A 22,831-nucleotide genomic window follows, 5' to 3' on the forward strand; every position below is an offset into this window, starting at 1 on the left:
TTTTTGGCGGCTTCCATCAAGTACTTTGATGTAGCCAACTACAAAATAGTTGCCCAGAACGCCATAGCTTGGTTTTGCTGTCTTCCCCAATCAGGGTAGGAACATGGTCGGGCCGGGCGATCCCGTCAAACCCAATTTCATAATATGCCTTCATTGCCTCGTACATGTCCGTTTTTCCGTCATCATGGAACGTTTCATGGAAACAATTTCGATCACCGCACACCGGAGATCACATAAGCAAGTCCCAGTTTCATTTTGTTCCCCTCTTTTATATTCACTTCGTACCATTTGTCACGGTACAAGTTTCAGTATAATCTTTCCCATAGGCTTGTCAAGCATATCGCATAAAAAAGATAAGATAATTTAGGAGAGATTTTATATCTAATTTTTGATTATCCGCATAAACACTATACTTTTAAACATTTTGAAGTATAGAAAAACACTCATTTTACCACGAATTTACCACGATTGAATGAGCCTTGATATGACACAAAAAACAACATGGGAGATAGCACAAATATCTGTGTATCTCCCGTTTTTCATTCATGTAATATGATTACTTTACTCTGATTTCAAATTTCAAGATTGCTTTCATCATTTCTGTATGAATTTGACCTTTTAATTTTTCATCAACCTGCATAGTAATTTTACCACTTTCAGAGTGGTAAAACGGACGCGAGCACAATTTACAGATATAAGCGTCATAAAACTTTAAAATTTCTCTTATGGCAGTTTCGTTTCCAGCAGACGCTTGGCATATTACTTTTAATGTAGGGTAGCCATATTCTTTTTTCATTGGTTCAATTCCTCTCTTTTAATAATGTTTTTAATTTCTTCAATCCATTACTTCTTCTGCGATAAATAGCAGAACGTGACACATGATATAATTCTGCAATTTCTTGGTCGCTCATGCTTTGAAAATAGCGTAATAGAATTACATCACGCTCTTTGCTTGATAACTTATATAAAGCAACAGCAAGTTTCTCGTTTGATATTTGAATTGTGAAATTCAAGACTTCAAAAGAAATATAATCACAAGAATATTTATCCTCAGTTACACATTCAAGATTTTTCGTATCTGATAATTCATAGAATAAAACCTCACGCTTGGAACGTCTTGCAAACTGTCTACTTCTGCTTTTTACTGTGCATTTAATAACAGTTATCATCAAAGCATTAAACTGTATTCTGACGATATGCTCGAAAGAAGATGTGTTCATAATCTCACCCCCCTTTCTGCATACGCCGAAATATATAAACGGGAATACCGCCTATACCTTTTGGTAATGTAAAAAAGAAAGCAAGAAAAAAGCCCGCACAAAACATATAGTCTGCACGAGCCTTCAAAATTTCCTTATATTCAGATGTTGATAATTGCCATATTAGACTGTTTAATAGTGTGCTTAAAACAATTTATGACAATATTCTTCGTTAATATTTTCATTTAGTTTCTCCTTGAAATCAACGCATTATTTTTATTTTTTCTGTCAATTCAAGTATTTTTGCATGGATTGAATGGATTGTCTTTGAAAATTCATCATCATTTTTCCCTGTAGGGTCATTCAACCCCCAATCCTCTCTATATTTGCATGGTATTGTAGGACAATTCACATTGCACCCCATTGTAATCACAATATCTACCTGTGGTATTTCAGATAACAATTTAGAATATTGTGTTTTCTCCATATCTATCTGATACATTTCTTTCATTAGACGAACTGCATCTTGATTGATTTGTGGCTTTGTTTCTGTGCCTGCGGAATAACTATCAAAAACATTTGAAGAAAGATACTTGCCCAATGCCTCCGCAATTTGACTGCGACAAGAATTATGAACACAGACAAAGGCTACTTTAGGTTTTTTCATAAATGAATTACCAACCTTTCTTTGTTTTATTATTTGCTCAATAATGCTTTTACTTCGTCTACGGTCAATACTTTTCCATAGGATATTACTTCGCCATTAAACACCAATGCAGGTGTAGACATTACTCCATAACTAGCGATTTCTGCAAAATCTGTAATGTGTTCAATCTCATAATCTAATTGAAGTTCCGATATTGCTGTTCTAGTTGCTTTTTCCAATTCCATACATTTTGCACAGCCCGAACCTAATATTTTAATGCCTTGCTCTTGTTTCTTGTTTTCTGCATTTTGCATTGTTTCTGATGTGCAATTTCCACCACAACAACATGATTTTGTTTCTTTTTTCTTTCCAAATAATTTCATTTCTTATTCGCTCCTTTTAAATAAATAGTGTACTAAAAATATTAAAGAGATAACCTACAATAATAATGCCAAACGTACAAATGGCAATAAAAAGGGTCAATAGTTTAGGCTTTACTGCCTTTTTCAGCATGATTAAAGACGGCAAACTCAATGTTGTTACAGCCATCATAAATGATAAAATTGTACCTAATTGTGCACCCTTTGAAAGTAATGCTTCTGCTACTGGAATTGTTCCAAAAATATCAGCATACATAGGAACTCCGACAAGAGTGGCTAAAATAACACCAAACGGGTTATTACTGCCCAAGATACTTTCAATCCATGTTTCAGGTATCCAGTTATGGATACCTGCTCCGATACCCACACCAATCAAAATGTATGGAAATACTTTCTTGAATGTTCCTACAACTTGTTCTTTTGCATATTGAACTCTATCCTTTTTGGTTAAAGTAGGAGAACTAATATCAACATTACTTGCATTTTTTACGAAATCTTCCACATATTTTTCCATGTGCATTTTTTCAATTAAAGTACCGCCAATTACAGCGATTATCAAGCCTACAATCACATAAGCAAAGGCAACTTTAGCTCCGAAAATACTCATTAGCAATACAAGACTTCCTAAATCAACCATAGGCGAAGAAATCAAAAAAGAAAAAGTTACTCCTAACGGTAATCCTGCACTTGTAAAACCTATAAACAACGGGATAGAAGAACATGAGCAAAATGGTGTAACTGTTCCTAACAATGCGGATATGATATTTGCACCGATACCATGAAATCGCCCTAAAATTTTTTTACTTCGTTCGGGTGGAAAATAACTTTGAATATACGATATAAAGAAAATCAGTAAACATAACAAGATTGTGATTTTGATTACATCATATAAAAAAAATTGAATACTTCCACCTAAACGACTGTTAATGTCTAACCCTAGCAATGATAGTCCATTACCAATTAAGCCATTCAACCATTTCATACCTAATATTTGGTCTTGAAAAAATAACCATATTGAATTTACTACTTCCAAGAAAGTCCCTCCTTTACATGACATATCAATTTTTTTTGATGTGATAGAGTTTTATAAAAGCCACCTTTCGATGACCTTTATTTGCAACAATGTGATTGATTTTCAGTATTTGGTGTTGTTAGTTCTAACAATCGTTTTGACGCATATTCACTTCCACTTTTACTTAGGCTGTAATGCGTCCATTTTCCCTCTTGTCTTGCATTAACAATACCAGAGTCGCAAAGTATTTTCATGTGGTAGGATAAAGCCGATTGTCCTATGTTCATGTTTTCAATCAGAACACACGCACATTTTTCTCCGCTCTTTAAGTAATCTAAAATCGTAAGTCTTTTTGTATCACAAAGAGCCTTAAAAATTTTTGCGTCTTTAGAAAAATCATTCATTATTATCACTCCTCACATCAAATAATTTTGATATATTTATCATAAGGCTTACAACATGATTTGTCAACACATTACATCAAAATATTTTGATGTATTATTCTTTTTTCCTCTTGATTACCCATAACAGAAAAGAAAAAGCCCTGTCAAGAGCCTTGCCACCATTGGTGGTGCTTTGCACTCTTTACTGGGCTTTTTGTTTGCTGTATCTTCCATGTAAGAGGAAAAGATTACTCGTCTTCATCATCAAAATGGTTATTTTTCAATACTTCCCGTAATAATTCCATATCTTCTTTTGAATTGGGGTTTATCATTTTTACGACTTGATAAGGTGTCCTATATTTATGTCCCTCTATGCTTTCTCCAAACATATCCATGCTGTATAAATCATCATAGCGGTCTAACAGTTTTTGAAATTTCAAATGCTGGATAAATTCTTTGATTGGGTAAAGGTCGGACGCTTCAATGCTTGTTCCATTGATATAGTCTGTAATATATTCCCGTAACTTTTCCAACTCATATTCCAACCATTCTTCCTCGCTGTCAAAGAAATTGTCATAATGTCCGTGTTTTAGTTCTGCATTTAGACGTTCCTCTGCTCTCAAAAACTGACAGACTTCTTTTTCGGACTGATTAACATACTTCCATTCTCCCGATAACAATTCATTTGGCGTTACGTCCAGCACTTCCATTATCTTTTCCAGCGTTTCATAAGCAGGATAATTCAATCCTCTTTCAATCTTGGAAAGGCTCTGCATATTGATACCGATTTTGTCCGCAAGCTCCTGTTGTTTCAATCCTCTAAATTTTCTTATAGTCTGTATATTATTTCCTAAATGGCTTATTTTCATTGCATAACCCTCCATATCTCGTTATATCTTCGCTATTGTAAGTCTATCATGCTTAATATGATTTGTAAAGATAAAAAAAGATATTGACAAATAAGCATATAAGAATTACTATGTTCTTGTAATCGAATAAGCACAATAGAATGAAATACAAAAATATTCAAAAAGAAATACCTATCTGATTAAACCCGTAGATATGAATATCAGTTGAAATGGAACTTATTAGAAAAGGCAAAACAGGACTTGTCGACAGAGCATTGCAGGACTGCTGGCGTGCGTCAGCAACAACGCCATGACGGCTTGCCGTCAAAGGACGGAAATGCTTTGTCGGCTGGCGAGCCTGCGAGCCTTGATTGTGCCCCCGTTATCTAACAGGGGGGCACTATTTCACAAAAGACAAGTCAAAAACCATACAACCCCAAAGATGTAAGGAGTAATGAGGAGTTTTAAGAAGATAGTAACTTCACATTCTTTTGAATAGTGGTTTACAGGTATTTCAAGGCTATTGTGGGATTGGAGGAATACAATGAACAATTTAGAATTTGCACTTGAAATGAAGAACAAACGTCTTGCCAGCGGTCTTTCACAAGGAGAACTTGCAAGTCTTACCCATGTATCAAGATATAGTATCAACCGCTTTGAGAACGGAAAAGCCAACGCCAGCAAGGAAACACAAAATATTATCCTGCGTTGTCTGAATTACTATATCTGCGATAAGCCTTTTTATCTGCTCGTTGATTATCTGTCTGTCCGTTTTCCAACGACTGACGCATTAGAAGTTATCCGAAAGGTGCTTGGCATGAAAGCAGATTATTTTATCCATTATGACTATGGGTATTATGGCTATAAGGAGCATTACGCCTACGGGGAAATCAAGGTTATGGCTTCTGATGATGAACACATGGGCGTATTCTTGGAATTAAAAGGAGCAGGCTCACGCAACATGGAATATGTTTTACAGGCACAGAACAGGGATTGGTATTCATTCTTAAACCGCTGTCTTGACTGTGGCGGTGTTATCCGACGTTTTGACTTGGCAATCAATGATATGTGCGGTCTGCTGGATATTCCTGTGCTATCTGAAAAATACAAAAATGGCGGTGCGGATTGTCGCTGTAAAAACTATGAAAATGTACAAGGTGGAAAATTAAGCGGAAAAAACCGCAATTTAGCAAGTACCCTTTATATCGGTTCAAAGGCAAGCACAAAATATTTCTGTCTGTATGAAAAGCAAAAGGAACAGGCAGCGAAAAAGAAACATACCGATATTATCAACCGTTTTGAAATTCGTCTGCGTGATAAAAAGGCAGTACAGGCAGTTGAGGAATTGTTATTGACATATAACCCTCATGGGCTGGTGTTTTACCTCATTACTGATTTTGTGCAATTTCCCGATTATCCGCTATGGGAGATATTCATTTCCCATGACAGTTTACCTTTTGAAATGAACCCCGTACCTGTCAATATGGAACGCACTCTGCAATGGCTGGAAAGACAGGTCATGCCGTCAATCGTGATGATAGAGAAAATCGACAGGCTGACAGGTTCAAACTACATGAAAATGATTGATGAATGTACTCACCTTTCCGAAAAACAGGAAATGCTTGTAGAACAGATGTGTACGGATATAGCAGATGTAATCGAAAGTGAGGGGGTGTTTTATGAGTAATGCACAGGATATTCCCGTATGGGAAAAATATACCCTTACCATTGAAGAAGCGTCAAAGTATTTCCGTATCGGAGAAAACAAGTTAAGACGCTTGGCAGAGGAAAACAAGGACGCTGGCTGGCTCATTATGAATGGCAACCGCATACAGATTAAACGCCGACAGTTTGAACAGGTCATTGATAAATTGGACGCAATCTAATGCAAATGAGCCTTGTATGTGTTATGATGAACACAAGTCATATCAAGGCTCTTTCCAACAAGGAAAGGAGCAGACACCATGAGAGAAAAAAGACGGGATAACAAAGGTCGTATCCTGCATACTGGAGAGAGCCAACGAACAGACGGGAAATACTTATATAAATATGTAGACGCATTTGGAAACACAAAATATGTGTATGCTTGGAGATTGACACCCACAGACCCGACACCAAAGGGAAAACGGGAAAAACCCTCACTTCGTGAACTGGAACAGCAGATAAGACGGGATATTGAGGACGGTATCGACAGCACAGGCAAGAAAATGACGCTTTGCCAACTCTATGCCAAACAGAACGCACAGAGGGCAAATGTGAAGAAAAGCACAATGAAACAACGGGAACAACTCATGCGGTTATTGAAAGAGGATAAGTTAGGTGCTAGGAGCATTGATATGATAAAACCCTCTGACGCTAAAGAATGGGCGTTACGCATGAAAGACAAAGGCTTTTCCTACAATACCATTAACAACCATAAACGCTCGTTAAAAGCGTCATTCTATATCGCCATACAAGACGATTGCGTAAGGAAAAATCCCTTTGATTTCAAGTTAAGTGAAGTCCTAGAAAATGATGCCAAAGAGAAAGTCGCATTGACAGAGGAACAGGAACAAGTCCTACTCTCATTTATTAAGACGGACAATGTGTATCACAAGCATTATGATGATGTGCTGATATTATTAAAAACAGGACTTCGTATCTCGGAACTGTGCGGACTGACAGTAGCCAACATTGATTTCAAGAATGAAGTTGTGATTATCGACCACCAGTTACTAAAGAGTAAGGAACAAGGCTATTATATTGAAACGCCTAAGACGAAAAGCGGAATAAGGCAAGTACCATTAAGCAGAGAAACAATACAGGCATTTCAACGGGTTATGAAGAAACGCCCAAAGGCAGAACCATTTGTGATAGACGGACAGAGCAATTTCCTATTTGTCAATCATAAAGGCAAGCCCAAAGTTGCGATTGACTACAACGCCTTATTTGTCCGTATGGTAAAGAAATACAACAAGCACCACAAGGACAATCCCTTGCCACATATCACACCGCATACGCTACGCCATACATTCTGCACAAGGCTGGCAAGCAAGAACATGAACCCGAAAGATTTACAGTATATCATGGGACATTCAAACATCAGTATCACAATGAACTGGTATGCTCATGCGTCCATAGATACCGCAAAATCAGAGGTTCAGCGTCTAATCGCATAGAAGTATTTACCACGATTTTAACCACGATTGATAGCGAATATATAAGAAGATAAACCTAGATATGTGAGATTTACCACAAAAGCAAAATGCCCGTAGAGCCTATAAAATAAGGCTTTGCGGACATTTAAGAAGATATAAAAAGATAGTCAAAAAGACATATATAATTTTAGGAGAATTTCTGTAATAAACAATTGATTTTTTCCTAAAAAAGGCATATATTAGGGTGAGAAGTATCGTACTGGGTACAATCATAAGGAGGAAAAGGAACCATGGGACAAGAAAATAATCAGATTTTGGAACAAGTCAACACCTGCTCGGCTCCAAGCGAGCTGAAAATTACGGATATTCGTTTTACGGATATTATAGGTGCGCCGATGAACTGTACCCTGATGAAAATTTATACCAACCAGGGGATCGTTGGATTGGGAGAGGTTCGGGACGGTGCCAGCCGCACCTATGCCTCTATGCTGAAAAGCAGGCTGCTGGGGGAAAATCCCTGCAATGTGGACAAACTGTTCCGGCGGATCAAGCAGTTTGGCGGCGTGTCACGGCAGGCAGGCGGTGTTTGCGGGGTTGAGATCGCCCTGTGGGATTTGGCTGGAAAGGCATTCGGCGTTCCTGTTTATCAGCTACTGGGCGGAAAATTCCGGGATAAAGTTCGGATCTACTGCGATACGGATGTTGAAGGAAAGCACACCGGCAAAGAAATGGGCGAGGCTTTGAAAAAACGGATGGAAAAGGGATTTACCTTTTTAAAGATGGATTTGGGGCTTTCCCTGCTGCATGGCGAAAAAGGGGCTTTAAATGCGCCGCTGGGCTATTTGGAGGAAACAGACGCCCTGCGCCGGGCGCTTTCTCAGGCTAAAACGCCGGAGGAACGCCGCTACTGGCAAAACCGCTGCTATGACCGGCAGAACATTGCCCACCCGTTCACATGGGTTCATCTGACGGAAAAAGGTTTTGATATTTTGGAAAATTATGTCCGGGAGGTGCGGGAAGTGATCGGATACGAAATCCCGCTGGCAATTGACCACTTTGGCCACATCGGGGTAGAGGATTGCATCAAGCTTTGCCGCCGGATCGAAAAATATAATATCGCCTGGGCGGAGGATATGATCCCATGGCAGTATACTGACCAATATATCCGTCTTTCCCAAAGTACGACAGTACCGATCTGTACCGGGGAAGACATTTACTTAAAAGAGGGTTTCCTGCCGTTATTACAGTCCAGAGGTGTATCCATAATCCATCCGGACCTGCTTTCCAGCGGCGGGATCCTGGAGAACAAGAAGATAGGAGACTTGGCGCAGGAACATGGGGTAGCCATGGCGGTCCATATGGCGGAAACCCCGGTTACTGCTTACGCCGCCGTTCACTCGGTAGCTGCTACAGAAAATTTTTTGGTCTGCGAAAACCATTCTGTTGATGTTCCGTGGTGGAATGACATTACACTGGGCACCCCAAAACAAATCGTGGAACATGGCTTTATTGCTGTTCCGGATAGGCCGGGGCTTGGTGTAGACGATTACAACGACGAAGTGATTCGGGAGCACCTGCATCCGGATTTTTCAGAGCTGTGGGCTTCTACGGAGATGTGGGACAAAGAACATTCCAATGATATGTTGTGGAGTTAAGGGGGAACCTTCCTCATGAAAACGATCTTTCTAACCGACGACCGCGATCCGGTCGCCAGAAAACTGGTCCCGATGCTGGAAAGCAAGGGGTACCGGATTGTGTCAAACTGCCTGTCCGGTGAACCGGTTACGGCCTCTTGCCGTCAGGTGACGATAGAACTGTCGGAATCCGGACCGCTTACCGAAATATTAAGCGGTTTGGGGGATTCTCTGTGTGGGGTACTGCACCCGATGCCCCCATTCCGGGCAGGTGCTTTGGAAGACGCGGCTGACAGGCTGTGGGAGCAGGTGCTGGATGACGGTCCGCTTGCGGCAGTCAATGTGGCGAAGGCCGCGGGAGAGGTGTTTGCACGCTCCGGTAAGGGAAGCGTTGTGTTTTGGGGGATCTGCATGCAGAAAAACCAACCGGGTGCGCGCCCTTTTATTCCATGGCATGCGGCGCTGTGCAGATGCTGTGCCGGGAGGCGGCCTTGGATTACGGGGCGGAAGGCGTTTCCTTCCACTTTTTGCAGCGCGGTGTTATGGATACAGATTTGGATCGAAAACATAGCCGTTCCAATCTGTATTCCGCCCCGGAGCTTCAGTATCCATCCGGGAGGCTGCAAAGGGCGGAGGAGCTTACCGGGCTTGTCAGCTTTCTGTTTTCCGGCGAAGGAAACGTTTTAAACGGGGCTGATCTGCGCGCCGACCAGGGCTTGAGCATGTATTACGGAAAACAGCTTCGTGATGAGGAAATCGAAGCATTGGTTCAAAAACAAAAGGAAATGGCACAAACTCCAGAGGAATTTGTACACGGACCTGTCCGCACACAGTCTACGAAAGGGCGGGTCGCTCTTATCACCGGCGGGGGAAAAGGCGTCGGCGCAGGGATCGCCCGGGTATTCTGTGCAGCGGGAATGAAGGTGTGTATAGGCTGGAACACCAGTGAAGCGCTTGCACATAAAACACTGGCGGAGATCAAGCAAATGGGCGGAGAAGCATTTTTGTTTCAGGCGGATATTTCTGACCGGGAACAGATCCGTGCCATGGTGGAGGAAACGGTACTGCGATACGGCGGGATCGATGTGCTGGTCAACAATGCGGCGCTTCAGCCCAACCTGTTTTTAAAGCAGTATGATACGGCGCTATTTAGGCGGCTGTGGAATATCAATGTGGGCGGCTATTGGAGATCACTTCAGCTTTGCCTGCCGTATCTGAAAAAAAGCCGGTACGGAAGAGTAATCAACATTTCTTCTATTCACGGAAAACGCCCGACGGTGTTCGATCCCGGGTATGCTATGACAAAGGGAGCTGTCCGGATGTTTACTAGAGAAGCAGCACTGGAATTGGCGGAAAAAGATATTACCGTCAATGCGGTCGAACTGGGGTACTGCCGGATCGAAGGAAAAACCGGGAATTATCTGTTCCGGATCGAAAAACCGCCCCAAACAGTTTTAAATTCTCCGAATCCTCTCAGTAGGGTCTGTGAACCGGAGGATGCCGGATTTTTAGCGCTGTATTTGGCAAGCTCGGAGGCCGCCACGCTGACTGGTGCGGGGGTCCGTTTAGACGGCGGTTCCATGATGGTGTAGGAGGACGATACGATGTTACAAGCAGAATTATTTTTAAAAGCCGGCGCTGTGCTGGCAGAGGGTTCCGTATATGATAAAGGATCCGATTCCCTTTATTGGGTAGATATTGATGGAAGGGCGCTTCACCGCACAGACCTGGTAACAGCTCATGACCAGCAGTGGGGAACACCTTCCCGCATTGGCATGATGCGCCTGATGGAAAACGGCGGGATTTGTGTCGCGCTGGAGGATGGGCTGTATCAGAAGACAGAAACAGGTTATACGCCTTTGGCGATGCTGCCAAACCGTCCGGGACGGCGTTCCAATGATGGGAACTGCGATGCAAACGGCCGGCTTTGGCTGGGAACCATGGATTTATCTGGAGGGAACGGCGGTTCATTGTTCCGGATAGATCAGGGTAAGGTCACAGAAATGGTTACGGATATTTCCTGCTCCAATGGGCTGTGCTTTTCCCACGATAACCGCTGCCTTTATTACATTGACACGCCGTCTGAAAAGCTGTGGCGTTTTGACTTTGATCTGGCGTCCGGCACGGTCGAAAGCCGAACCGCGCTCATTGACTATTCTGCGGAGGAGGGCGATTTTGACGGAATGACGATTGACAGCCAGGGACAGCTTTGGATCGCCCACTGGGAGGGCTGGAAAGTGAGCGCGTGGGACCCCCAAACCGGGAAAAAACAGGAGGAGATCCGAGTTCCGGCTCCTAAAGTCACCTGCTGTACCTTTGCCGGAAAGGATTTTTCCACGCTGTATATCACAACGGCGCATACAGAGGGGATAGAGGGTTCAGGACATCTGTATGCCTGCCGGGATACCGGATGCAGGGGACAGGAATTTGCGCGCTACCGGCCTTAAGCGAAATGATTTAAAAAAGCCTGCCAAATCGGCAGGCTTTTTGCTATAACGGGTATTCCAACTGGCAGTCAAAGGGCTCTTTTTCCACATGCTTTCGGCTGTATTCCTGAGCTTCTATACAGCCTAATCCCCGGTAAAAGGCCTGCGTTTCCACCGCAGAGTGGGCGGATATGTAAAGCCTTTTCCCGCCGTGTTCTCTGGCCCAGTCCGCGCAAAGCAGGAACAGCCGGGTTCCGACCCCGTTCCCTCTGAAGGGCTCAGATACAAAAAGGTTTTCCAGACTGAGATACTGTGCACAGCTGCCTAACCTTTGCGGCGGCACAGAGGCGAAGCCTGTGAGCCGTTCGTTTTCAAAGGCGCCGAATACGGCTCCGCCCAGAAGAACGGTTTCCTTTAAACTGGCGATGAGGCTGGAATAGTCTGTTTCGTCCCAATCGTCTGTAAACGGATCGCTTTTTATGATCCATTGGTCCTTTGACCTGCGCCAGCACAGGTCAACCTTTTGACGCCGGATAAAGCCGTAAAACAAATGGCGATTGATTTCCGGCTCTTGTAAAATACGGTATATCATGACGCCTCCTAATAGTTGTTCTTTCCTTTTATCATACGGCAAAGATAAAAGATATGCAAGAAAAAACTCAGCCGCAATTTTATTGCGGCTGAGTTTTTTCTTGTGTTTTTTACCATGCGCCGCTGTAGCCTAAGGTGACAGCCGCGTTTTTCGTCCCCATCTTCATGCATTCCAAAATGGGCTTTCCCTCTGCAATACCGGCGAGATAGCCTGCGATAAAGGAGTCGCCGGCCCCCATGGTATCGACAACGTCAACCTGTTCAACGCCGCATGCGGTAAACTCTTTTCCGTCAAAGACCAAGCTCCCCTGTTTGCCAAGCGTTACGATGACCTGCTTCGGGCCGAGCGCCTGCGTCCGCTTCATAAAGCTGCGGGTAGCAGTGTCATCCTGCTGGAATGAAAACAGTGCATAATCCACAAAGGGGATCAGAGCCTTCACTTTCGGGTCCTCCGGCTTGTCCGCAAAATCATAGCAGATCTGGGTGCCGCCCTCTTTGATTTGCTTTAGGTAAGGATCTGTTTCCCCCCAATAAGCAGTGTGCAGCAGGTCATGCTGTGCGATAAAAGAAAGATCGTCCTCCGAAAGGGAAAAGTCCTTCATGACCCCTTCAAAATAATCACCAAAGACCCGGTCGCCTTCTACGATATCTACCATGGAGCGGGCGGTTTCGCCCGGGATTTGGTGGACGTGGGAAACGCCGATCCCTTTCTCTTTCAAGGCGTTTAACATGATATTGCCATAATTATCATTGCCGACCACTCCGATATAGTTCACATCGTGTCCCAAACGCCGCAGATAAACAGCCACATTGACCGGATTGCCGCCGGGGAATGCTTTTCCAATCTGCTGGTAGACATCCATACAGTTGTCACCTACAGTGATTAGTTTCATATGTAAAACCTCCTTATCTTAATATTTTTTGCCAATTTTAACAAGGTAAAATATATAATTATGTATATCATGAATAATTTTACAAGTCAACGACTTAAGCAGAAATCTAAAAAATAACCACCAAAATCAAAAATAAACCACATCTTTTCTAAAAATATTACACATGAAATAAAAATTTTGTCGTTTATCTTATCTATTTGTTAAGATATAATGAAATTGTGGCAAAAACATACAAAAAAATTTCGAAAAGGAGAATGGATATGTTGAAAAAGACACTAGCGATTGCTTTAGCTGCTGCTCTTGCACTAGGAATGAGCGCCTGCGGTGGGAACAATGACAAGGATACCTCCGGGGACAACAAAGGCGAAAGCAAAACTTTGAATTTATGGCACTACTGGGATTCTGAAGGCCAGCAAGTCCTTCTGGCTGATATGGTGAAAGCTTACAAGGAGGATACCAATGGCCCGGAGATCAAGATCTCTTATATTCCTTACAGTGAATATATCCAGAAGATCTTAGTCACAGCGGCTGGCGGCCAGCTGCCGGAACTGTTTATTTATGATGGAAACTCGACCGCTACTTTTGTAGAAGCTGATATTCTGGCAGATATTACTGATAGAATCGAAGCGAGCGGGATCATGAAAGACACCTTGCCGGGCGTTGTGGATGAACACAAAGTCGGCGGCAAGCTGTACGGCTTCCCGGTTTATGCAAACTGTGTGGCGCTGTTCTACCGTACCGATTTGATCGACACCCCTCCAACCACATGGGATGAATTATATGAAACCGCAAAATCTGTTTCCAAAGACGGCATGTACGGCTTTGCAATGGCTGGCGGCGGCGGGGAAGACGCTGTGTTCCAGTTCTTGCCGTTTATGTGGTCCGCTGGGGAAGATTTGGACAACGTAGCTGCTCCGGGCACTGTAGAAGCATTAGACCTGATCTCCGGCATGATCAAGGAAGGGATCATGAGCGCTGATACGGTCAACAACAGCCAGGAAGACACCCGCGTTCTGTTTGAAACCGGACGTGCTGCGATGATGCTCAACGGTCCGTGGAACGTTGTTCCGCTTCAGGAAAACGCACCAGATATGGAATGGGATCTGGCAATGATTCCGAAGAAGGCTGACGGCGAATTTGCTTCTATCCTTGGCGGTGAAAGCTTTGGCATTGGTAAAGATACCGATATTGACGCTATTTGGGATTTCGTAGAATATCTGGTTGAACCGGAACGCTACAAAGAATTCCTCAAAGGCTTGGGACAGCTTCCGGCTGACAGTGTATTAGGCTCTGATCCATACTACACCGATGACCCGGTCAACAAAGTATTCATCGAACAGCTGAAGAGCGCCCGTCCGCGTGCTTACGGCGGAAAATACAACGAAATGTCCAAAGCGCTGCAGACGGCACTGAGCTCTGCAATGTCCGGCGACCAGTCCGCACAGGACGCGCTCAACGACGCAGCGGCGACCATCACTCCTTTGTATGAAGAATTCAAAGCGAGCGAGGGAGCGAGCGAATAATTGCATGCTGCAATAAAATATCATGATATGATTTAAACATGGACAATCATATGTGACTGGTCACAGAGAAACCATTTATGACCGATCTTTTATTTACCATGCTCCAAGTACTTGGAGCATGGTAAATAACTCAAGAGGCTATTTGATTTCTCATTTTATCAAAAACACAACCCCTGTTTTGTGTGCTTCTGGCTTGACAACTGATCTGGAAAAACTGCGCAAAACAGAAAATCTTACGAAAGGTATGGTCTGATTATATGAAGAATCATGCGTCACCTCTTCAAAGCACAAAAAAATTCTTCCAGTCCGGAAGATATGTTGACTATTCCTTTACCATTCCTGCGCTGTTGTTTATTGCTGTTTTTATGCTGTACCCGATTTGGTACAACATTATCATGAGTTTCAAAGATGTCAGTGTCAGCAACTTAAAGGATACAAGCGAGCAGGCCTTTGTTGGGCTTGCAAATTTTAAGGCGATCTTTGCGGATAAATATTTCTGGAGCGCGTTCCAAAACACCTTTATTTTCGTGATTCTCAGCCTGGTGTTCCAGTTTTCCATCGGCTTTTTGTTTGCGCTGTACTTCAACAAAAACTTTAAGGGCGCCAAATGGATGCGTGCGATCTTATTGATCGCATGGATGAATCCGGCGATCATTACCGGTGCTATCTTTAAATGGCTGTTAGCCGGCGATATCGGTATTTTCAACTATTTCCTAATGCAGATCGGCCTGATCACAGAACCGATCAACTTCCTGGCAAGCACTCAAACGGCATTATACAGCGTTATTGTAGGGAATATCTGGATCGGGATCCCGTTTAATATGATTATCCTGCTTTCTGGGATCCAGGGGATCGGGAACGACCTGTATGAATCAGCGGTCATCGACGGGGCAAACAGTGTTAAGAAGTTTTTCTATATCACCGTGCCCTGCCTGAAACCCACGATTTTGGTGCTGCTGCTGCTGGGCTTTATCTATACGTTCAAGGTGTTTGATATTATCTATGCAATGACGACGGGAGGACCGGCAAACTCGTCGCAGATCTTACCGTATTACGCCTATGAGCAGTCTTTCAAACTGTTTAAGTTTGGGCAAGGCGCGGCCGCGTCCTGTGTATCGTTTGTATTGATAGCGCTTCTGGCCGCCGTGTACATTTACTTTTCAAATAAGGAGGAGATGGATGCATGAAGAAATTCTTCCGAAAACACAAAGGGATCTTCCAGACGATCATTGGTCTTCTCATTGTGCTTGTGTTCCTGTTTCCGATCTACTGGATGCTGGTTTCCTCGTTCAAGACAAGTTCGGAAATCTTCGCCAATCCTCCTACCCTGTTTCCGCAGGAATTTTATTTAGGGAACTATTCCGTCCTGTTCCAGGACGCGGAATTTTTGAATTATTTTAAAAACTCCGGGATCATCGCGGTGTTTGCAATGCTCCTTTCCATCGTGCTGGCGGCGCCTATCTCCTACGCGCTGGCAAGAAAACAGCTCAAGGGCGCGGGGATCATGCTGTTCTTGATCATCATTATTCAGATGGTTCCGAGCAACTCGATCGTGCTTCCTTTGTATGCGATGTTCTCCAGATGGGGGCTCACCAATAGCTTTGTGGGCGTTATTGTGGCAAATGTCACCTCTTCGCTTCCGTTTATCGCGCTGGTGCTCAGGACGTCGTTTTTGGGGATCCCGCAGGGACTTGAGGATGCGGCTTATATTGACGGATGCTCTAACTGGAAGACTTTCTTCCGGATTATTTTACCATTGACAATGCCTGCGCTGGTTACCTGTGCGGCATTCAGCTTCATTTTTGCTTGGGGCGAATTCGTTTACGCACTGGTATTGCTGCCGGACAAAGAATATTGGACCATCACCGTTGGGATGAGGACCTTTATTGGCCAGCACGGAACCAAGTGGGGCAGCTTGATGGCTACCGCAGCGTTCTCCTCGCTGCCGGTATTGATCATCTTTATCCTGACCCAGAAACATATCGTAGGCGGGATCACGGCTGGTTCTGTCAAGGGTTGATCTCAAATTTGATAAAAATGATAGAAGTTTATAAAAAAATCTGGTATAATGTACAAAAGCAGCCGCCGCCTTGGTGGAAAAGTATTCTGTGGCAGGCTATTGTATCGGAGTGTTAGATTTGAGAAAGATCCAAAGGAAACCTAGATGGTCATTTTGGAATAAGCTGAGACAACTGGAAAAAAACATACCGCTTAACGGGAAGGTCGCAATCATCATTATTTTTATCATTCTCATTCCCTTGCTGTTAATCAGCGGCGTGTTTTTTTCTTTTGTACACCGCAACAGTATGGAAACTGAAGAAGCGGCCCGAAATACCAGCTTGATCAATGTCAGGGACAGTGTAGATACGCTGATGAAAACCTATGAGGAAACCATAGACACGATCTATAACTACCCAGAGCTGTTTCGATTATCCGAAAGGCATGAGAATTTTTCATCGGGCGTAGATACCGAAAATCAGTTCCGGCGTGCCCTTTCGCGGATTCGTTCAGCAAGGGGATATATTGGTAATGTGTCGTTTGTTTTTCCCGACAGCACCCGGCTGGAGGATACAAGCGGGTATGGCAGCTTTGAAGTGATCCATGCCGAAAATGAAAACAGGCTCAGTGAATTCAGCGAGCAGATGCATGCCCAAAAACGTTCTGTCCACTGGGAGGCGAATCCTTCTATTCGGAAAGGGCTGGGGAAAGCGTCCTATTTCTTTTCCTGCAGCAAAACAGTTCGGAATATTTATGACGAGAACCAGCTGATGGGACAGGTAGTGATGTATATATCCGGCCTAGCAATGGACGATGTGACCGCTTTGAAGCAGACAAGCCAAGACGAACTGCTGGTTATTTTAGATAGTGAGAACCAACTGGTCTGGTATAACGGGGACTCTAAGCTGGACGCTTCGCTGTTGGACGGTGGGCTTTTGGAGGAGTTTCAACGGCTTCAGGCCGGAGAGATCCATGATTACCATACAAAATCTGAAACGTATTGCTATATGTATGAGACCTCCTCTTATTCAGGCTGGACATTTTTAAATGTCATTCCTATGGAGGCTGTCACCCAGCAGAGCGATGTATTTAAGCTTTATTTTGCGGTCGTCATGTTTTTGGTGTGCCTGTTCGCGCTGTTGTGCGGGATACTGATCAACCGCCAGATGGTGCGGCCGATCCAGGCGATGATCGTGATGATGGACCATATCGACGAACTGGAGAAAATCGGACAAAGCCTGTCTGTTGACCGCAGCGATGAGATCGGCGGGTTATACCGGTCGTTTGAACAAATGGGCGACCGGATCGACTTTTTGATCGGACAACTGAAAGAAGCGTATTCGCAGGACAAGGAAAAGGAGATCAAGCTGATACAAAGCCAACTGAACCCGCACTTTATTTACAATACGCTGGAGAGCATCAGCTGGGTCGCGTTCGACAAGGATCTGCCGGAAGTATCCAAAGCGCTGACCTGTTTATCCAGCATCCTGCGTTATTCGATCAAGCACACCGGAGCGTTGGTGACATTTCAGGATGAATTGGATCAGTTAGAACAGTACCTATATATCCAACACTTCCGGTTTGAAGAAAAGTTTCAGGTCCGTTATCATATTGATTCAAAACTGCTTCAGTATAAGACGATCAAATTTATCTTCCAGCCCTTTGTGGAAAATGCGCTGCTGCATGCGTTTCAAGACCGGTATGACCATTGCTTGATCGATATTACAATGGCAGAAGACGGGAATGATATACAGATCGTCATTCAGGACAATGGCTGCGGCATCCCGGAAAACCAGATCGCCCAGATCATGGGTAAAACCAGCGAGGGGATTGGGATCAATAATATAGACAAGACCCTGCGGCTAAAATTTGGGAATCAGTATCACCTTCAAATTCAGAGCAGCCCGGGCGCTGGGACCTCGGTAACGTTAAAGATCCCAAAGATTCGCTAAGGAGAAAGGACATGTACAGAATTGCCGTAATTGATGATGAGCCCAAGATCTTGAAAGGACTTACAGACCTATTACGAAAGGAATTTTCAGGGCAGGCCGAGATTGAAAGCTTTCAGACCACCTCCGCGCTGTTGGAATATGCCAAGGAACATCAGATCGATATTTTGATCACAGATATTTCCATGCCGGATATGGATGGATTGAAGTTAAGCGTAAAGCTGCGGATGAAATATCCATTTCTCAAGATCATTATTATCAGCGGATACAGCAGGTTTGATTACGCAAAAACTGCTATTTCTTTACAGGTGTGCGAGTACCTGCTCAAGCCGGTCGACCATGAAAAGATGATCGGCGTTGTGAACAGGGCGATCCAGGAATTGGATTCTGCGAAGCTGGCCCAGCTTGACATGGTATCCCCGGAGGAGAGCCGGCAATATTATGAAATGATGATGATCCGTGCCATCCGGTATTCGGATGACGAATCTTTGGGCTGGCTGAAGCATTATGGCTTTGAAAGCTGCGCAATGTGTTTTCTCTTATTTGAATTTACTCCCCGCCCGGGACTAAACGACAATGTATTATTTCAGGAAACCTTCCGGTTCTTAAGGCCGACAGGCTACCATCAGATGTTCATTCAGGTCAGTCCGTTCCGCTTTTTATTGGTAACGCCTCAGGAAAAGGATGGCCTGCGCCGCATTGAAAAGTTTTTGGAACGCCAAAAACGGCATTCTGTTCGGTGCAGTGTAGGGATCAGCCGTCCGGTTTTGAGCTGCGAAGAGATTCAGACCGCGTACCATCAGGCGCTGAGCATGGTGAAAATGGAGTTATACCATTCGGAAAATAGAGTCTATGAATATCATGCTGCCGCCACGCCGGATTATGACTGCGAAAAGTTATCGCTCGCGATTTTGAACCATTTGATCTCCTCCGAGGAAGAAAAATTGGACCGCGACATTTTGGATTTATTTACGCGATTCAAACAGGATCATTTGGATATCCTGAGGCTGCAGGAGGTGCTTAAAAATGTGATAGAGCAGATGCAGCCAATATTATTCCATAACGGCGTTGCGGGTGAGGAGTTTGAAGAGGTTACGATCCAACTGGATCTAATCGACCAATATCACCTCCTAGCGGAACTGGAAGAGGATTTTGTCCGCTTTCTGAACAAAATGAAAGATAAGATCATTGTGGTAAAAAACCTGCGGCTGGAACAGAACCTGGATCAGGCCATTGATTACATGAAGACCTATTTTTATCAGGATCTTTCTTTAGAGGAGGTTGCCGATCATGCGGGACTGAACGCGTCGTATTTCAGTACCACTTTTAAAAAATATACGGGGAGCAACTTTGTGGCTTACTTGATGAGCCTTCGGATCGAGCACGCCAAACGCCTGCTGCGCGACCCGAACTATAAGATCCTGCAAATCGCGCAGGAATCCGGGTTCCATGACACCCGTTATTTTGCTAAGATCTTTAAAAAGAATGTGGGCATCACGCCCAGTGAGTACCGGAATATCGTATTGCAGCTGAATAAAAAATCATAGCTTACCATTCTGAAAGAAATCATGGTGTTTTTGGAAAAAATCACTTCAAATGGAGGCGCTTTTCTGTGAACGAAAAGGAATATGTTTTCGGGCAAAGGGTGCACGCATAGATGGAAAGAAGCGGATCATAACCATGAAACGAAAAACAGCTTTACATCTGTCCTGCCTGCTGGCAGTGCTGGTATTGTGTGTGTGCGTATTTTTCCTTTTTGTGCATTTCCGTACACAAAATACCTTGCGTGAAATGCCGTTTGACGCATATCCATTGAATGGCGAGGAGGACAAAAGCAGTCCCTATGAACTGATGTTAACCAAACCCGATCTAGGACCGTTGAGTGTTGCAAAAGTATTTTACGGCGCGGAGGAACAGACTTATAAAATTTGTATCCTTGCCGAAGAGGGCGCCTTGGAAGGGCTGCCGGCAGAGATCGGGTTTTATCTAAACGGGGAGGGCCCTTTGGAATACACCTTTTATTACGAAACGGTATTCTGGAACCGGTATTTAGTGTTTGCGTTAAAGGAGTATCCCGGCAAACAGACAGTGAAAATCACTTATCAGGGAAAGGCCTGCACCGCGGAATTTGCGGACTAGGGCCCCTGATTTATTTCATCAAGCATCTATGATAAAACGGAACGTTGAGAAAGGAGAGAAATTATGGCAATTTTAAAACAAGTGGGAAACCGTTTGGTCCGTGAATATGATTTGGAAAAATTATGGATTGAGCCATGGGGGAAAAACGGCCTGAGGGTGCGCGCTACAAAGCATTTCCAGATGGAGGATCAGGATTGGGCACTTTTGCCATCTGACGCTTCGGCTCAAATTACAATTGACGGCCAGAAAGCCGAGATCACCAACGGAAAAATCACTGCCAAAATTGCGGCAAGCGGAAAAATAACCTTTTGGCGGGCTGACGGAACATTACTGCTGGAGGAATACCTGCGGCAGGAATCCTCTGATGAGTTCAGCAGTTTGCTGAAGATCGACGCACGGGAGTTGCGGCCAATCATGGGCGGGGATTACAGCCTGACCATGCGGTTTGAATCTAACCGGAAAGAAAGACTGTTCGGCATGGGGCAGTACCAGCAGGATATGATGAACCTGAAAGGCACCTCATTGGAATTGGCGCAGAGAAACTCCCAGGCCAGCGTTCCGTTTGTGCTGTCTGATTTGGGATACGGATTTTTGTGGAACAACCCGGCGATCGGGCGCGCCACCTTTGGCACCAACCGCACCGAATGGTACGCAGCTTCCACCAAACAGATGGATTACTGGATCACCGCAGGGGATACCCCGGCTGAGATCATGCACTCGTATTCCGAGGTGACGGGCCGTCCGCCGATGATGCCGGAATACGCCATGGGCTTCTGGCAGTGCAAGCTCCGTTACCGCACACAGGAAGAACTGCTGGAAGTGGCGCGGGAATATAAGCGCAGGGGGATTCCGCTGTCGGTTATTGTGATCGACTATTTCCACTGGCCGAACCAAGGCACCTGGGACTTTGACAAAGAATATTGGCCGGACCCGAAAGCAATGGTAGATGAACTGCGTGAAATGGGGATCGAACTGATGGTATCCATTTGGCCGACTGTAGATTCCCGCTGTGAAAACTATCAGGAGATGCTGGAGCATGGCTACCTGGTGGGTACAGACCGCGGCGTAAGGACCCAAATGCAGTTTTTAGGGAACGAAACATTCTATGACGCGACCAACGCGGGCGCCAGAGAATATGTTTGGAACAAGGCTAAAGAGCATTATTATGATCTAGGCATCCGTACCTATTGGCTGGATGTTGCGGAGCCGGAATACTCTACCTATGACTTTGACTTATACCGTTATTCGATGGGAAGCAACATGCAGGTGGGGAATATCTATCCCGCCATGTATGCGAAGGGCTTTTATGACGGACTGGTTGCCGCAGGGGAAACAGAACCGCTCAACCTTTTGCGGTGTGCATGGGCCGGGAGCCAGCGCTATGGCGCTTTGGTCTGGTCTGGGGATATCCACTCCAGCTTTGAATCCATGCGCAACCAATTTGCGGCAGGACTAAATATGGCTGTTGCCGGTATTCCGTGGTGGACCACCGATATTGGCGGATTCAATGGCGGCTGGACTGATGACGAGGACTTCCACGAATTGCTGATCCGTTGGTTCCAGTACGGCACGTTCTGCCCGGTCATGCGGCTGCATGGGTATCGGCTGCCTTATCAGCCGCCGGTGTCCAATGAAGTGGGCGGAGGAATGTGTGATTCTGGCGCTGCCAATGAGATCTGGAGCTTTGGCGACGAAGCATATCCGATCCTGAAAGAGCATATTGAATTAAGGGAACGGTTACGCCCGTATATCCGCGGCCTGATGCGGCAAGCACATGAAGACGGCACGCCGCCGATGCGCCCGGTCTTCTATGATTATCCGGAAGATAAGCTGACCTGGGATTTAGAGGACGAATTTATGTTTGGCCCGAACCTGCTGGTAGCGCCTGTCATGTACGCCAAGATGACAGAACGTTCTGTCTATCTGCCGGCAGGCAAACAGTGGATCAATGTAGAAACCGGGGATGTTTACGAAGGCGGACAGACTGTGACTGTCCCGACAAAGCTGGAAAGCATCCCGGTATTTGCAAATTGCCAGGGGGTTGTTTCCTACTTTAAAAAATAAACGCGTGAA

The 22,831-nt window shown here is 44.6% G+C and carries 23 protein-coding genes; 13 read left to right on the forward strand and 10 right to left on the reverse strand.

Features of this window, described 5'->3' with window-relative positions; genetic code table 11:
- Window positions 1–16: 16 nt before the first annotated feature.
- The 8 genes from CIB36_RS09825 to CIB36_RS09860 all read right to left on the reverse strand — a co-directional run bounded on the left by CIB36_RS09825 (window position 17) and on the right by CIB36_RS09860 (window position 4,489).
- Window positions 17–223: a mannonate dehydratase gene (locus CIB36_RS09825; RefSeq protein WP_093989382.1), complete on the reverse strand. Its 207-nt coding sequence runs from the start codon at window positions 221–223 to the stop codon at window positions 17–19.
- A gap of 333 nt (window positions 224–556) precedes the next feature.
- Window positions 557–796 (reverse strand): helix-turn-helix domain-containing protein, encoded by a 240-nt coding sequence (locus tag CIB36_RS09830; RefSeq protein WP_093989383.1) that lies wholly within the window; start codon window positions 794–796, stop codon window positions 557–559.
- 4 nt (window positions 797–800) lie between these two features.
- Window positions 801–1,220, reverse strand: a complete 420-nt coding sequence (locus CIB36_RS09835) for a sigma-70 family RNA polymerase sigma factor (protein WP_093989384.1) — start codon at window positions 1,218–1,220, stop codon at window positions 801–803.
- A gap of 241 nt (window positions 1,221–1,461) precedes the next feature.
- On the reverse strand, window positions 1,462–1,866 hold the full coding sequence (locus CIB36_RS09840) for an arsenate reductase ArsC (protein ID WP_093989385.1): 405 nt from the start codon (window positions 1,864–1,866) through the stop codon (window positions 1,462–1,464).
- Window positions 1,867–1,895: 29 nt separating this feature from the next.
- Complete coding sequence (locus CIB36_RS09845) at window positions 1,896–2,228, reverse strand: thioredoxin family protein (protein ID WP_002405681.1); 333 nt, start codon at window positions 2,226–2,228, stop codon at window positions 1,896–1,898.
- Window positions 2,229–2,244: 16 nt separating this feature from the next.
- Window positions 2,245–3,207, reverse strand: coding sequence for a permease (locus CIB36_RS09850; protein ID WP_407657482.1), 963 nt, complete (start codon window positions 3,205–3,207; stop codon window positions 2,245–2,247).
- 128 nt (window positions 3,208–3,335) lie between these two features.
- Window positions 3,336–3,641: an ArsR/SmtB family transcription factor gene (locus CIB36_RS09855; protein ID WP_093989387.1), complete on the reverse strand. Its 306-nt coding sequence runs from the start codon at window positions 3,639–3,641 to the stop codon at window positions 3,336–3,338.
- Window positions 3,642–3,868: 227 nt separating this feature from the next.
- Entirely contained in the window at window positions 3,869–4,489 is a 621-nt protein-coding gene (locus tag CIB36_RS09860; RefSeq protein ID WP_456085494.1) for a helix-turn-helix domain-containing protein, read from the reverse strand.
- A 523-nt stretch (window positions 4,490–5,012) separates the two neighbouring features.
- Here CIB36_RS09860 and CIB36_RS09865 point away from each other — a divergent pair.
- The 6 genes from CIB36_RS09865 to CIB36_RS09895 all read left to right on the forward strand — a co-directional run bounded on the left by CIB36_RS09865 (window position 5,013) and on the right by CIB36_RS09895 (window position 11,686).
- Window positions 5,013–6,155 carry an XRE family transcriptional regulator gene (locus CIB36_RS09865; RefSeq protein ID WP_093989389.1) on the forward strand — a complete coding sequence of 381 codons (1,143 nt, stop codon included), beginning with the start codon at window positions 5,013–5,015 and terminating at the stop codon, window positions 6,153–6,155.
- Window positions 6,148–6,354: an excisionase gene (locus CIB36_RS09870; protein ID WP_002341493.1), complete on the forward strand. Its 207-nt coding sequence runs from the start codon at window positions 6,148–6,150 to the stop codon at window positions 6,352–6,354. The genes CIB36_RS09865 and CIB36_RS09870 overlap by 8 nt, the downstream gene beginning before the upstream one ends.
- 78 nt (window positions 6,355–6,432) lie before the next feature.
- Complete coding sequence (locus CIB36_RS09875) at window positions 6,433–7,626, forward strand: site-specific integrase (RefSeq protein ID WP_093989390.1); 1,194 nt, start codon at window positions 6,433–6,435, stop codon at window positions 7,624–7,626.
- Between the two features lie 269 nt (window positions 7,627–7,895).
- Complete coding sequence (locus CIB36_RS09885) at window positions 7,896–9,260, forward strand: mandelate racemase/muconate lactonizing enzyme family protein (protein WP_093989391.1); 1,365 nt, start codon at window positions 7,896–7,898, stop codon at window positions 9,258–9,260.
- 449 nt (window positions 9,261–9,709) lie between these two features.
- Window positions 9,710–10,831 carry an SDR family oxidoreductase gene (locus CIB36_RS09890; RefSeq protein ID WP_229408233.1) on the forward strand — a complete coding sequence of 374 codons (1,122 nt, stop codon included), beginning with the start codon at window positions 9,710–9,712 and terminating at the stop codon, window positions 10,829–10,831.
- Window positions 10,832–10,843: 12 nt separating this feature from the next.
- Complete coding sequence (locus CIB36_RS09895) at window positions 10,844–11,686, forward strand: SMP-30/gluconolactonase/LRE family protein (RefSeq protein WP_093989393.1); 843 nt, start codon at window positions 10,844–10,846, stop codon at window positions 11,684–11,686.
- Between the two features lie 43 nt (window positions 11,687–11,729).
- Here CIB36_RS09895 and CIB36_RS09900 read toward each other — a convergent pair whose 3' ends face one another.
- Window positions 11,730–12,257, reverse strand: a complete 528-nt coding sequence (locus CIB36_RS09900; protein WP_093989394.1) for a GNAT family N-acetyltransferase — start codon at window positions 12,255–12,257, stop codon at window positions 11,730–11,732.
- Window positions 12,258–12,366: 109 nt separating this feature from the next.
- Entirely contained in the window at window positions 12,367–13,149 is a 783-nt protein-coding gene (frlD, locus tag CIB36_RS09905) for a fructoselysine 6-kinase (RefSeq protein WP_093989395.1), read from the reverse strand.
- A 260-nt stretch (window positions 13,150–13,409) separates the two neighbouring features.
- Between frlD and CIB36_RS09910 the strand changes: the two genes are divergently transcribed.
- From CIB36_RS09910 to CIB36_RS09940, 7 genes are all read left to right on the forward strand, one after another.
- Window positions 13,410–14,672: a sugar ABC transporter substrate-binding protein gene (locus tag CIB36_RS09910; RefSeq protein ID WP_158662657.1), complete on the forward strand. Its 1,263-nt coding sequence runs from the start codon at window positions 13,410–13,412 to the stop codon at window positions 14,670–14,672.
- Between the two features lie 257 nt (window positions 14,673–14,929).
- Complete coding sequence (locus tag CIB36_RS09915) at window positions 14,930–15,859, forward strand: carbohydrate ABC transporter permease (protein WP_093989397.1); 930 nt, start codon at window positions 14,930–14,932, stop codon at window positions 15,857–15,859.
- Window positions 15,856–16,692: a carbohydrate ABC transporter permease gene (locus CIB36_RS09920; protein ID WP_093989398.1), complete on the forward strand. Its 837-nt coding sequence runs from the start codon at window positions 15,856–15,858 to the stop codon at window positions 16,690–16,692. The genes CIB36_RS09915 and CIB36_RS09920 overlap by 4 nt, the downstream gene beginning before the upstream one ends.
- A gap of 88 nt (window positions 16,693–16,780) precedes the next feature.
- Window positions 16,781–18,622, forward strand: a complete 1,842-nt coding sequence (locus CIB36_RS09925) for a sensor histidine kinase (RefSeq protein ID WP_158662658.1) — start codon at window positions 16,781–16,783, stop codon at window positions 18,620–18,622.
- A gap of 11 nt (window positions 18,623–18,633) precedes the next feature.
- Complete coding sequence (locus CIB36_RS09930; RefSeq protein WP_093989400.1) at window positions 18,634–20,166, forward strand: response regulator; 1,533 nt, start codon at window positions 18,634–18,636, stop codon at window positions 20,164–20,166.
- A gap of 133 nt (window positions 20,167–20,299) precedes the next feature.
- Window positions 20,300–20,758, forward strand: coding sequence for a hypothetical protein (locus tag CIB36_RS09935; RefSeq protein ID WP_093989401.1), 459 nt, complete (start codon window positions 20,300–20,302; stop codon window positions 20,756–20,758).
- Window positions 20,759–20,821: 63 nt separating this feature from the next.
- Complete coding sequence (locus CIB36_RS09940; RefSeq protein ID WP_093989402.1) at window positions 20,822–22,822, forward strand: glycoside hydrolase family 31 protein; 2,001 nt, start codon at window positions 20,822–20,824, stop codon at window positions 22,820–22,822.
- Window positions 22,823–22,831 lie beyond the last annotated feature (9 nt).

It is taken from the genome of Massiliimalia timonensis (assembly GCF_900186585.1).
In the GTDB taxonomy this organism is placed as follows: Bacteria; Bacillota; Clostridia; order Oscillospirales; family Ruminococcaceae; genus Massiliimalia; species Massiliimalia timonensis.